Here is a 13,366-nt window from a genome sequence, read left to right on the forward strand (position 1 = left end):
TACTTATAAGTGTGGCAAATTAGGTAAATATCGTACATTTAATACGGAACAGCCCTGATATGGCCATCAAAAACGAAATTACTATTCTCACGAGAGCAGAACAGGCAGATCTTTATTCCCCACCCATTTTTTCAATCGAAGAACAACGTCTGTACTTTTCTCTGAACGATGCGGAATTGGCAGTTTTTCGGTCAATTCGTCTCAGAGCTCATAGATGTTACTTTGTCGCGATTTTGGGATACTTCAAATCAAAGCCCGTCATCCTAGATATCGCTTACTCGCAGGTTTCTAAGGATTTAATGTTCATCAGTAAAGAGCTGCTTGGCGGCAAGGGGCTCAGACCATTCACTCCCTCACAAAAACAAAAAGATCGACTCTACGCAAAAGTATTAGACCTTGCTGGTTATCACAAATGGGACGAAAGTCAGCACTTCAATTCTCTTTTCGACCACCTTGTTCAGGTGGGCAATGCCTGGCTGGAGCCGCGTTACCTCTTTGATACTGCTATTGAATTCCTAACCAGTCACAGCATTGCTATCCCTAGGTACACCGTACTCCAGAGACTGATAAGCAGAGCGATGCAGCAGGTCAGAAAAGACCTGGCGCACCAACTTAATCAACTCACCAGTCCTGAACTTCACGTCTTTCTGGACAGCATAACAGCCATTGATGACGGACTAAACCTGAACCAGCTCAGAGGCGGTGCAAAAAGTCTGACCGTACCTGAACTTAAAAAAGAGCTTGCCCTTTATCATCAGTTAGCGCCATGGCGCACGCAAATCAATGGCGTTATCGATGGGCTTAATCTGTCTCTTAAAAATCGACAACACTTCGGTGAGCTCATCAACTATTACGGTAGTAAACTCAAACGATTCAAACGCGCACAGCAGCATCTATGGTTGCTATGTCACCTGACAGAGCGGATACAACTGGCACTGGAACGGTTAACTGATGGGTTCATTTACCATATCCGCAAGCAACAAGAAGCTGCCAACACCTTTGCACAACAAGCAGTGTTCCTGTCCTGGCAGTCAGCCGCGGACAATGTCACGAAAGCGGCAGAGTTACTGCATCTGTTTGTGGATGAGAACATTGATGATAATCAACCCTTCTCAGTAGTCAGACAACAGGCATTGAAGGTCATGAATGACAGGGATATCCAGACCCTCTGCCTTTACCTGAAAAAACAGAAACGGACCGTGGAAGAGTACCAGTGGCAACATTACGATGAACAATGCAATCTCCTGGAGCAACTGTTAAGGCAGGTGTTCTTGTGCCTTGAATGTGAGGCCGGTAAAGGCTCAGAAGCCGTCGTCGCCCAACTTCAACAGATGCAGACGGAAATCGCATTCGGTGGACCACTGAAGACGATGGATACGTCGCTCATCCCGAAAAAGCACCTCCCATGGTTGGTTAAACAGGATAACGTTAACCCGCAACGTTACGAATGGCTGCTCTACCGGCAGTTAACCTCACGACTGAATGGACGCATTTATTTGCCAAATGTTACCAAATACCGCGCACTGGAAGACGACCTGATCCCCCAGACATCGCAGGATACCTTGCTGGCCTCATCAACACTGGACAGACTAAAACAGCCCGCAGAGTTATTGTTACAGGAGAAACAACACCGGCTGGAAAGTGCACTCAAAGACGTTGCTCTCCATATTGATGAGGGAGACAATCGAAATGTGATCATGAAAAATCGTACCGGTACCCGCTGGCGTCTGCCGACCAAAAGCGCTACATCTCTGGTCAACAATCCCTTTTTTAAGCGAATGCAACCGGTCGGTATCGCGGATGTACTGCGGTATGTAGAGCGCGAAACCGGGTTCATGAAATGTCTGACTCATGTACTTCCGATACAAAAACAAGGGTTCACTCATCAGGATGATTTACTGGCCATTCTGATTGCCAACGCCACTCACCGTGGTGTGTATGGCATGGCGCAGATCTCCGATCGAAGCTATGAACACCTGAGTACGGTGCAGGCCAACTATATCCGGCCTGAAACGCTGCATGACGCCAGCGACGTGATCAATAATGCGGTTGCAGCGCTACCCATCTTCCGCCACTACCATATTCAGGAGGACCAGCTGCATGCCAGTGCGGATGGTCAGAAATTCGAAACCCATCTGGAAACCTTTAAAACCCGGTACTCCTCTAAGTATTTCGGCACCAACAAAGGGATCACGGCCATGACACTGGTGGCCAACCACAGCGCCCTCAATGCTCGGATCATCGGTTCCAACGAGCACGAATCACACTATATTTATGACCTGTTACAATCCAACAGCAGTGAAATCAAACCTGACGTACTCTCGACAGATACACACGGTGTCAATCATGTTAACTTCGCCTTACTGGATCTATGCGGTTACAGTTTTGCACCGCGATACGCGCAGTTCAGTAGTGTCATCAATGATCTGTTTGATGTGACTGAAAGTGAACAAGGCAGCACCATACTGGCGCTAAAGAAGCCTATCAGAACGAATGTTATTACAACGGGATGGCAAGATATCAGGCGTATTGTTCTGTCACTTCAGACAAAGCGGACGACACAAGCAATGCTGGTAAGAAAGTTGTCTGGTTACCCTTCTGGACACCCAATATTACAGGCTCTGACGGAGTATAATCGACTGGTTAAAGCGCAATATTTACTTGACTACATCGACGATGCCAGTTTGCGGCAGTATGTGCAACGTGCCCTGAACCGGGGAGAAGCATGGCACTTCCTTAGACGAGCCATTGCGTCGGTGAATGGTGATCAGTTCCGTGGCAAAAACGAGTCTGAAATCGCTATCTGGAATGAATGCGCAAGATTGCTTGCCAACGCGATCATCTACTTCAACTCCGCGATACTGAGTCATCTTCTGGGACACTTTGAAGCGAGAGGAGATGAAGAGAAAGCGGGTATCACTCGTGCTGTTTCGCCCGTTGCGTGGCAAAATATCAACTTAAGCGGAACGTATAACTTCACTAATACTGGGAAATTGCCCAATATTGGCGAAATAACAAGGCCGATAGTGGATGATTAGGCTCCAAGCTGAAAGTAAACCACCTCCGCAGCCATTTATTGGTGTGGTCTACAGAGGATTATGTCTTTTTAGAGGGGAAAATCCCTAGAACCCCAGAATGGTTAAACCCGAGCTGCAACTGCTTTCCGGGCATCTGATGCAACATATCGCACAAGAAAGTGGAGTTCCCATTAACGCTATTGTAGTATAGTGTTTTGCAGTTTAGAGGAGATATCGCGATGCATACGCGGAAGGCAATAACGGAGGCGCTTCAAAAACTCGGAGTCCAAACCGGTGACCTCTTGATGGTGCATGCCTCACTTAAAGCGATTGGTCCGGTCGAAGGAGGAGCGGAGACGGTCGTTGCCGCGTTACGCTCCGCGGTTGGGCCGACTGGCACTGTGATGGGATACGCGTCGTGGGACCGATCACCCTACGAGGAGACTCTGAATGGCGCTCGGCTGGATGACGAAGCCCGCCGTACCTGGCTGCCGTTCGATCCCGCAACAGCCGGGACTTACCGTGGGTTCGGCCTGCTGAATCAATTTCTGGTTCAAGCCCCCGGCGCGCGGCGCAGCGCGCACCCCGATGCATCGATGGTCGCGGTTGGTCCGCTGGCTGAAACGCTGACGGAGCCTCACGAACTCGGTCACGCCTTGGGGGAAGGATCGCCCGTCGAGCGGTTCGTTCGCCTTGGCGGGAAGGCCCTGCTGTTGGGTGCGCCGCTAAACTCCGTTACCGCATTGCACTACGCCGAGGCGGTTGCCGATATCCCCAACAAACGGTGGGTGACGTATGAGATGCCGATGCTTGGAAGAGACGGTGAAGTCGCCTGGAAAACGGCATCGGATTACGATTCAAACGGCATTCTCGATTGCTTTGCTATCGAAGGAAAGCCGGATGCGGTTGAAACTATAGCAAATGCTTACGTGAAGCTCGGTCGCCATCGAGAAGGTGTCGTGGGCTTTGCTCAGTGCTACCTGTTCGACGCGCAGGACATCGTGACGTTCGGCGTCACCTATCTTGAGAAGCATTTCGGAACCACTCCGATCGTGCCTCCGCACGAGGCCGTCGAGCGCTCTTGCGAGCCTTCAGGTTAGAGGCCGTCGACAATGATAATCTGGATCAACGGACCTTTCGGCGCCGGAAAGACGACGCTCGCTAAGCGGCTGCGCGATCGGCGTTCCAAATCGCTGATCTTTGACCCCGAGGAAATCGGGTTCGTGGTGAAAGAAACGGTCCCCATGCCAGCGAGCGGAGACTATCAGGATCTCCCCTTGTGGAGGGGACTTACGATCGCGGCGGTCAGGGAGATTCGAAGGAATTACTCGCAGGACATCATCATCCCAATGACGCTCGTGCACCCGGACTATCTGACTGAGATACTCGACGGGGTAAGGCGGATCGACGATCAGCTGCTGCACATCTTTCTGACGCTCAACGAGGACCTATTGCGTCACCGGATCGCGAACCAGACCATGCATCCTGACCCGAATCGAAATGCGGAGATTCGAGAGTGGCGATTAGCGAATGTCGCCCGATGCTTGGCCGCAAGGGAACGGCTTCCATGCACAACCCGTGTTCTCGATAGTGGTGCACACACCAGCGATGAACTCGCAGCGATGGTGCTCGACGGAATCGATGGGCGCACCTGATCGCCTTCGACGCCTGCGCAAAGCGTAGCGCGAGGGTGGCGGGCTCACGACCAAACGCCCAGAGGTCGATCATCGCAGGGATGTTTGGCTTTGTGGTGCGGACGACGGGACTCGAACCCGTACTCTCACAGAGAAGCAGATTTTCGTACCACCTCGACTTTCGCCGCCGTCTGATGACGTTCGTGGTCTGGACTGTCCCTTCGCCATTGCCCGAAGGCTTTAGGCGCCGCCCGTCCAGTCTCTACACCTTCCCCCGAAGGGGCTTGGCTCGGGATTGGCTTAGGGTATTGCCCGTTAGCGTTCCCCGACTTTGAGCGGTTCTACTCCGCGGATTTCCCCGCGGGCACTCCAATTTTAAAGTCTGCTGCGTCTACCGATTTCGCCACGTCCGCCTTTTTTCGCCGTTCCTAGCGCTCGTGCGATGCACCTATGTGGGGTTCTAGGGATTTTCCCCTCTAAAGTAACATAAATCGCCACAACCCTCGCAGTTAATGGCTTGTGGAGCTGGGTTACCTTTCATTTTAGACTTCATTTTCAACAATAGGCCTAGTTATTTCCTGTAAATCAGGTAGTTTGCGGTTACTAGCGAACTGATAAGTGCCGCTCAGATTAATGTTCTGCCATGCAACGGGTGATACTTGTCGAGTTATTGCTGCTTTTTCCTCGTCACCAACTTCTTCAAAGTGCAGTAATAGATGACTTAGGATCATCGAGTTAAAGTAGATAATAGCATTTGCCGTCAAACGGGCACACTCGTTCCAGACGACTATTTCTGATTCGTTTTTTCCACGGAACTGGTCACGATTGACCGATGCAATAGCTCGCCTGAGGAAATGCCAGGCTTCGCCTCGGTTCAGTGCTCGTTGAACATATTGGCGCAGACTTGCATCATCAATATAATCAAGTAAATATTGGGCTTTGATGAGCCTATTATATTCCGTTAATGCTTGTAATATAGGGTGTCTAGATGGATAACCAGATAATTTGCGTACTAGCAATGCCTGTGTTGTGCGTTTTTCTTGAAGGGATAACACAATACGCTGAATATCCTGCCAGCCTTCTTCAATCACATTCATTTTTATCGGCTTTTTCAGCGCCAGATGCGTGTTTCCGTCGTCGCTTTCAGTTACGTTAAATAGGTCATTGATCACACTGGTGAACTGAGCATACCTAGGCGCAAAACTATAACCGCATAAATCCAATAAGGCATAATTAACATGATTAACACCATGGGTGTCGGTTGAGAGGACATCTGGCTTAAGATCACTAGTATTAGATTGTAGTAAGTCGTAAATATAATGGGACTCATGCTCATTAGATCCTATGATACGGGCATTTAACGCACTATGATTGGCAACTAACGTCATGGCCGTAATACCTTTGTTGGTGCCGAAGTATTTCGAGGAGTAGCGAGTTTTAAAAGTCTCAAGGTGAGTTTCAAATTTTTGCCCATCGGTACTGGCGTGCAGGACGTCTTCTTGGATGTGATAGTGGCGGAAAATAGGGAGTGCCGCTACTGCGTTATTGATGATATCACTAGCCTCTTGCAAGGTTTCAGGCCTAATATAATTAGCTTGTATAGTGCTTAGATGCTCATAACTGCGATCAGATATTTGTGCCATCCCATATACGCCGCGATGTGTCGCATTCGCAATTAGAATAGCCAATAAATCATCCTGATTGGCGCCTACTTGTTTTTGTATTGGCAGCACGTGTGCGAAGCATTGCATAAAGTTGGTTTCTTGTTCAACATAACGCAACACATCAGCAATACTGACGGGGATCATTTGTTTAAAGAAAGGGTTGTTGACAAGTGATTGGGAGCCTTTAACTGGCAGTCGCCATCGTGTGCCACTTCGGCTCTTCATGATCACATGATCTGATTTAATGGCACCGCACACTTTTGTGAAGGATAATTAGTCCAACAACAAAGGTGTGAAAATGACCCAACGAAGAAAACCTAGAAAATATACTGATGAGTTCAGAGAAGAAGCTGTAAAGCTAGTCACTGAACAAGGTTACAGTGTTACTGAAGCAGCCAAATCATTAGGCATAACAACTAAGCTGCTTTACAACTGGAAAGACAAACTAGCCAAGCAAACTTCAGGCGAAGCATTAAGCAAAGATGAGAGAGCTGAACTGGTTAAGCTCAGAAAAGAGAATAAACGCTTACAGATGGAGCGTGAGATCTTAAAAAAGGCGAGTGCCTTCTTTGCGAAAGAAATGAAATAAAGTTCGAATATATTAAAGAGCAGCAATGGCGCTTTCCAATTAGCGTTTTGTGCGAGGTTCTAGAAGTGAGTCGGTCAGCCTATTACGCATGGCTGAGGCGACCAGCCAAGATTATTAGTGTTGAAGAGTTAATGCTTTATCGTCGCATGAAGAGGTTATTTGATGATAGCCGCAGTAGTGCTGGTGCCAGAACCTTAATGAAGTTGCTACGCAAAGAAGGCTTTAAAATTGGTATTTGTCGGGTTAAGAGCTTGATGAAAAAGCTCGGTTTAGTCGTTAAACAGCGAGTGGCTTATAAAGTGACGACTATGCGCAAACATAGCCATGCGGTTGCTGATAACTTATTGAAGCGCCAATTCAATCCAGCCAGAGCAAATCAGGCGTGGGCGGGTGATATCACCTATCTAAGAACGCATCAAGGCTGGATGTACCTAGCTGTTGTGATGGATTTGCATTCTCGCCGTATTATTGGCTGGGCGTTGAGTAAACGCATGACGGTTGATTTAACCATGAGAGCGATGCAAATGGCTATCAACCTGCGTCAACCCAAAGCAGGCTTGATCTTCCATAGCGACAGAGGCTCACAATACACCAGTAAGCGTTTTCAATCATTGCTATGGAGCAATCGAATTACGCCATCAATGAGTGGTTGTGGAGCATGTTTAGATAATGCTGTGGTTGAAAGGTTTTTCGGCAGCTTGAAAAATGAATGGCTATTAAATGTTTACCATTTAACCAGAGAAAGCATGAAAACTGATGTAGAGAAATACATCAAATACTACAACTCAGTTCGGCTTCATACTTCATTAAATGATATGTCGCCAATTGAGTTTGAAAGTGTAAGGAAAAAGTGTGCGGCCTAGCTTGACCAGATCAGAATGGTGATGCCAATAGGTATGGACTATCTGCTTTCTCTGACCAGCCAGCTTGAACTCCTTCGTCTCAGCCCTGATCGTTCCTGCGGCGCCGACGAACGACGGTTCTAGATAGAGTTCTCCAACGAATCCTAAAAAGCCGAGGCAGGTTCTCCCTATGTTTGCCACATGGGCTGCTCTCCGTTTTCTCTGCTCTGGTTTTCGTGGATCCATTTCTCCTTGGAGCGTTCTGATGAATAGTGAAAAGCGAGAATCAGTCAACCCTATGAATGAGTAGTTGTTGTTAAAGCAAAAGCGAATAAGGTGTGAAAGAAGCTTGGCATATTGAGTAAGTGTCCCACCGCCTTCCTTACGGGAAAGTCCACGCTCAAAACAGTGCAGCATATATAGGTTCGCCTCGGTGCACGGCCTGCCATCGGGCCAACAGAGAAGCGGAATGTTATCAGCTCTGACGCTGAGGACGTGGCTATTTCGATCAACCCCGTAAGGTAATCGGAAAACATCGCTCGTTAGATTATAGAGTTTCTCATCCTTCGGCATTGGACGGGCTCTCATGTAAAGGCGTCTGAGGCCGCTTGCTTAATGAGAACATTAAAAGCAGCTCTCTACGGCGCTTTTTGAAAAGGATCAGATCTGCCGGGTCTGGGCATTTCTCGGCAAACTGTTGGGCGAGTGTTACTGATTCTCTAAAAACATTCGTAACCAGTGCGATTTCATCCCACAACTGAGAGATGGTCCTTTCCTGAGCCTTAATCTTATCTTTGAGGTCCTGCTTGGTTATAGAGGACGATGAAGGCTTGACTACGGTTGAATCGTGAATAGCTTTTGCGGCCTGGCGTCTCAGGTGATCAATAGTCGTAAACCCACCAGGGAGTATGTCATTCGCTCTGTTCTTAAGCGTATTGAGAGACATAGGAGAAATAAAAGCTTCGCTAACCGCCAGCTTTGCAAGTCCACTTTGGCTCTTCAAAGCGATCAAAAGTGTTATGTTTTCTTGATGCTCGGCGGGTGAGTGAATAATCGATTCGAGATACTCAACGCGAGAAAGAACAGATCTGTTGCTAATCTCAAGCTGAGCAGACACCTGCCGTGATGCTTTCTTCATGAATTTTCTCCGGTGATTTTAAAGAGGATCTCATGGCGCTTTCCTGTCGGTGTGTCGAAGAAGACTGGCTCTATCTTTAGCAACCCTTCCATCATTAGGTCTTCGATATAGTCTGCGACTTCATCCGACTGCATGATGGAAAATGATGACAATCCGTAACGCTCACGTAGGAGATTACCCAGATCTTCTGTGTTGCTCTGCCCTATGAGAAGTGCATCAGATGCGTATTCGGCACCGATTCTTCGCAACACCTCTCCTGGAACGGTCTCTGTGATGTAGTGATAAACATGCTCGACATTCGTATGACCCAAAAACCACCGAAGTGTGTCTAGGCCGCCAAATCCGCCGGCCCAGAAGAATGTCATAGCGAAGAAGCGTCTAAGTTGATGGGTACGAATGTAATAACGATGCCCAGTAGCGTCCTGTTGGACTTCGAAATAGTCAGAAAAGCGGTTTAGCACCTTGGCCGCGTCTACTGAACCCATCGCAGACAGGCCAACTTCGCGATAATGAGGCTTGCTGAACAGCCTATCTGAAATCGTAACTGAACTAAGCAAGGAGAGCTTCTGACGAAGATCACCCAAGCTCAGAATGCACCGGGCCGCGACATTGGGAATGGGACGAAGGACCTGTTCACGAGTCTTGCCGAAGTTCCGTTTCCGCAAGTCAAACTGTAAATAATAGCCATGGGACTTCTTAACAAGGCAGGTATCTGCCTTAAGATCCCTAAGCTCTCCAGAACGTCTGGCACTAAGCGCAGCGAGTATTATCCAGATGGCACCATAAAGTACCTCAATTAGCTGGAGCAGTCCCTCATTCTCTCTGAACCGCTTAAAAAACAGAGCGCTACCGCCTCCACGGTTCTGCCCGCGAAAATCTGCCGAGAGATCCCAGATACTTACTCCGATGTCTCGCAACCTCTTTGGGATCAGCTCTATCGTTTCAGATTGGGTCAAATCCCCGATGGCACATCCACGTGCATCAGCCTCTCGCGCCAAGGCCAGATAACCATCGATAAGGACCTGACCCAAATCTAAGTAGAACTCCACTGCGTTCCGAAACGATGAAAATACGACGTCCCGAGGCAGCGACCGGTAACGCCCGGTGCCCTTCATCTTAAGTTGCCCGAGGAAAGCTCTATTATCCAAGGCTGTTAGCGAAAGATGGTTGATATGGTCCAGCCCACAGAGCTTAAGGAGTTCCATCCGTTTAAGCGATTGTCGGTAGAAATCAACCCCAGCCTCAGAGGGAAGTGGATCATCATACAGAACCATGGACGAAACCATGGGATACTCTCTAAAGGTCTTCTCGGATGGGCTAAAGTGGAGCTCGTCCAGCACCAGCCCCCGGAATTTAGGCGTCACTAAAGTTCGCTCATGATAAATTTCAGAGTAGATACTGTTTGGAGAAACTTGATGACTAAAAAATGAATGCCCATGACTACCCGCCTTAATCGGTATGCGTTTGTAGTTTCCGTTGATCCACAGAAAAATCCTAGCCGCAACAATCTCCGACTCTGATAAGCCAAGGTTGCTCTCATCTACATCATCAACAATAGCGATTCCAGGAACCTTTGATAGAACGTACTGTGTCTCCAGCTTCGTAACCTGATGGCTGTTGAGGCGAAGGAAACGCTGTAGCTCTTCACGCGCAGCGTAGAGATTGTTCTTAGCGTACTGATCAGTAGCCAACACAGCCATGAACTCAGTTATGTCATGCGGCGTAATTAGCTTGAACTGATGGGATGCCAGTTGGAAATGCTCGGCTCTCAGGAGAAAGTAGTCGATGATACCTAAGGTCGTACGAACCCTTTGCTGTACCGTCTTCGGGGCAAGCTGGCTGCCTCCGGTGGCCAACGGATGGGACGACAGACATAAATATGCCTTTATGCTTTCCAAAAGGTTGTGATGTCTTGGGTGGGTGAGCAGTAGCCCATCATCGAGCCTAACCCTGAAATCAATAACAGTGTCTCTCTTGCCATTTTCGGCAAAACGAGCGCTCCATACTGGGTCATCGAACTTCGAATTGAGCCATTCAGCGCTTCGGAATAGTCCTAGATCCGCATCGACTGATCGCGTTATGAAGTCCAATTCGCGAGGTAGCGCGCTGCTATCATCCATAGACTAGACCCTCAAACTGTTGAGGATTCGCTATCCCCTTAGCCTTAACTAGACAACCGCGGATATATGGATCTAGATAACCATCAGATTCAATGTGAGCCTCTATCTTCGCTGCGAACTGGCTCCAGTACACAGCCGTTCCCGCCGCACGTGGGCCAGCTTGCTCAACGGCCATTTTTAGCGAGAGGAGCACACCAAGAACGCCTTCATCGATAGAAATAACGATCTCTGGATCTGACGAACCAGATATTTGCTCAGAGGAACTACTCAGCTGTTCGGGTTCTTCAGGCGGCGTTCGAAGGGCATGCGCCTCTAGAAACATATCCAACTCACTCATGCTGCTAAAGTCCGTTGCATCAAGCAGATAAGGAGAGTCCTTCATAGCGTGGACAATCACCGCGTTTTGGAAAATCCTGACCCACCGCTCTTGGAAAAACTGCATGATGGTAGGCGGCAGATAATGGTTCATGGCGACTCGTTTCGAGTTGCCTAGTGACTCTGCCATTTTCTCTATGCTTAACGACTTGAGGTAGACGAGAACACCTGCGGTAGCCCTTATCCGGGCCAGCGACAATACGGAGACCATGTCTCCTAACTCGGCGCTATGAGCTTGTATAAAGGCTTTCTGCCGGAGGATCTTGGCGAAGCTGGTCTGGTTTGTGAAAGTGTAAGGTTCCTGAAAGCCCTGACCACCCGCGACGATGAACAATCGTCGCCAGGCATCATCCCTTTTCTCCTTGAGATAGCGCCTAACCGGGGCCGTGATCTGGATAAGCAGCTCGACCACCGAAGCTGCGTCGTCGCTCAGTACAACCTCCTGTTGCTTCCCTTTCCGGTTTTTCTTCACAACAAGCACAGATCCAGAGTCGGTCTTAACAAAGCCGGTTCGCTTACCGTTTCGGTCGAATAACTCGCATTTCAATAGAGATGCCTCGGTCAGAACGGGATGCTGCGCTACTAGCCAGAGAGCGATGGGAGCAATCGCATACTTCGTCGGCATAGCCAGATTCGCCGCTAACTCCGATGTTGAAAAAGAACTCCCTGTTGCGCTTACCAAGTGGCCGCGCATAGCGTGGTCGATGATTGCAAATCCGTTGTGGGTTTCTTTTACAGTTCTGATAAGGCTGTTCATCCCCATCACAGGCTGGCCATAAGCCCGAGCAGATATTCGAGAACCTAGCGTTATCAGATCCCCTTGATCGCAGGCCTGATCAATAACGTTCAAACGATGAGCTATGTGATCAATCTCCCGTCGAGCCCACCGAACGACTTTATTGAAGTCGTCTTCGATCTGTCTGAATAGAAGCTCCGTTGCCTCCTTATCTGTGACAGACAGTGGGATCTGGGTCAAAAGCTTTTGTGATACAAGGGATTCACCATCAGCGTATCGATGGTGGCCTACTTCATGGAGGAATCGAGTGAGCTTTTTGCTCCCTTCGGGCCACACATCGCCAAGCGGGGAACACATAAGCCCTCCGCTAACCAGAACAGACTTTGCCCAACAGATGATTCTGATCCATTGGCGCTGAAGGTTTGCCAACACCCGTTCCGTCGGTTGGGTTTGGCTCCGCTCGGAGTACCCTTCGAAATGCCAGCGCTGAAAGCTCCAGAAAAGCTGATATACAAAGACTGGATCTTGGAGCACGTGAGCGTTTAAGGAAGGTCTGTCTATCGGATCATCGTCATACCAGCGCAGAAAATCATCAAATCGAGAGACCACATTAGCGTAGTTACTATAATGACTATGAGCCAAGGCGTGCTTCTTACTCTCCTGGTGTAATTCCATCGTAAAATCAGGCCCAAAAACATCGAAGATGGCTCCCATCTTTAATCGAAATGAGTTCGCGCTTCTGTCTGCGACTTGCCACCCCATGAGCTTGGCTGCTCGTACAGGGTCAATCCCAATAGCTTCAAACTGAGCGATGCATTCTCGGACCTGGCTATCTGTAAGGTCTGAATATACAAAAATATTGATAGGAGACGATTTAGACAGCTCAGCGAGGAGTTTAAAGAAATACCGGACAAGTCTCTGTCTGCCTGAGTATTTTACTTCAGCAGCCAGAAAACAGTTTGAGTAAAGCGCGCCATAGAAAAGGCGCTGAATGCTCAGAAAAGCATTTGTTCGAAGGTCTAGAGTGCTTGTGATAGGTGGATGGTTGATTAGCCACAGGAAACATTCGAAGTAGAACACAGCCCTATTAGCGCTCCGCCGCTGGGACGGCGGTAAATTAGCAAGGTGAGATTGAATTAGAAGCAAAACATTACCGGACAGAACCAGAAACTGGAAATTCTTATCTGTGTGGCCTTTCGTAATGATACCTTGGGGAAAACTTTTTGGGGAAACCCGACTCATAAAGAGATC

General features: G+C 48.6%; 7 protein-coding genes and 1 pseudogene. 4 read left to right on the forward strand and 4 right to left on the reverse strand.

All coding sequences use genetic code 11. The annotated features are described in order from the left end of the window. Positions 1-59 precede the first annotated feature (59 nt). From M0M83_RS03150 to M0M83_RS03160, 3 genes are all read left to right on the forward strand, one after another. Entirely contained in the window at positions 60-3,038 is a 2,979-nt protein-coding gene (locus M0M83_RS03150) for a Tn3 family transposase (RefSeq protein ID WP_248467588.1), read from the forward strand. A gap of 218 nt (positions 3,039-3,256) precedes the next feature. Beyond that, positions 3,257-4,117 (forward strand): aminoglycoside N-acetyltransferase AAC(3)-IId, encoded by an 861-nt coding sequence (aac(3)-IId, locus tag M0M83_RS03155; protein WP_000557454.1) that lies wholly within the window; start codon positions 3,257-3,259, stop codon positions 4,115-4,117. A 12-nt stretch (positions 4,118-4,129) separates the two neighbouring features. Further along, on the forward strand, positions 4,130-4,672 hold the full coding sequence (locus M0M83_RS03160) for an AAA family ATPase (protein ID WP_000587837.1): 543 nt from the start codon (positions 4,130-4,132) through the stop codon (positions 4,670-4,672). A gap of 521 nt (positions 4,673-5,193) precedes the next feature. On the opposite strand, the pseudogene M0M83_RS03165 reads toward M0M83_RS03160, so the two are convergent. After that, positions 5,194-6,549: pseudogene (locus M0M83_RS03165) on the reverse strand (Tn3-like element ISKox2 family transposase); the annotation flags it as partial. A 64-nt stretch (positions 6,550-6,613) separates the two neighbouring features. On the opposite strand from M0M83_RS03165, the gene M0M83_RS03170 reads away from it, so the two are divergent. Continuing rightward, a protein-coding gene (locus M0M83_RS03170) for an IS3 family transposase (protein WP_102140835.1) occupies positions 6,614-7,767 on the forward strand; the annotation gives its coding sequence in 2 pieces (ribosomal slippage) (positions 6,614-6,860 and positions 6,860-7,767; 1,155 coding nt in all). A 538-nt stretch (positions 7,768-8,305) separates the two neighbouring features. Here the strand turns inward: M0M83_RS03170 and M0M83_RS21655 are convergent. Genes M0M83_RS21655 through M0M83_RS03185 form a run of 3 tightly spaced genes read right to left on the reverse strand, consistent with a single transcriptional unit; the run spans position 8,306 to position 13,357 of the window. Further along, positions 8,306-8,884, reverse strand: a complete 579-nt coding sequence (locus M0M83_RS21655) for a hypothetical protein (protein WP_025441396.1) — start codon at positions 8,882-8,884, stop codon at positions 8,306-8,308. Beyond that, positions 8,881-11,004: a site-specific integrase gene (locus M0M83_RS03180; protein WP_025441397.1), complete on the reverse strand. Its 2,124-nt coding sequence runs from the start codon at positions 11,002-11,004 to the stop codon at positions 8,881-8,883. The genes M0M83_RS21655 and M0M83_RS03180 overlap by 4 nt, the downstream gene beginning before the upstream one ends. Continuing rightward, a complete protein-coding gene (locus M0M83_RS03185; RefSeq protein ID WP_025441398.1) occupies positions 10,997-13,357 on the reverse strand; it encodes a hypothetical protein in 2,361 nt (786 codons plus the stop codon). The genes M0M83_RS03180 and M0M83_RS03185 overlap by 8 nt, the downstream gene beginning before the upstream one ends. Positions 13,358-13,366: the final 9 nt, after the last annotated feature.

Origin of the sequence: Providencia rettgeri (genome assembly GCF_023205015.1) — a bacterium.
Lineage (GTDB): Bacteria > Pseudomonadota > Gammaproteobacteria > Enterobacterales > Enterobacteriaceae > Providencia > Providencia rettgeri_E.

What these genes read in the sequence shown, in the direction of transcription:
- M0M83_RS03150 (WP_248467588.1), top strand. Translation starts at nt 60, where the DNA reads ATGGCCATCAAAAACGAAATTACTATTCTCACGAGAGCAGAACAGGCA.
- M0M83_RS21655 (WP_025441396.1), bottom strand. Translation starts at nt 8,884, where the DNA reads ATGAAGAAAGCATCACGGCAGGTGTCTGCTCAGCTTGAGATTAGCAAC.
- M0M83_RS03185 (WP_025441398.1), bottom strand. Translation starts at nt 13,357, where the DNA reads ATGAGTCGGGTTTCCCCAAAAAGTTTTCCCCAAGGTATCATTACGAAA.
- M0M83_RS03160 (WP_000587837.1), top strand. Translation starts at nt 4,130, where the DNA reads ATGATAATCTGGATCAACGGACCTTTCGGCGCCGGAAAGACGACGCTC.
- M0M83_RS03180 (WP_025441397.1), bottom strand. Translation starts at nt 11,004, where the DNA reads ATGGATGATAGCAGCGCGCTACCTCGCGAATTGGACTTCATAACGCGA.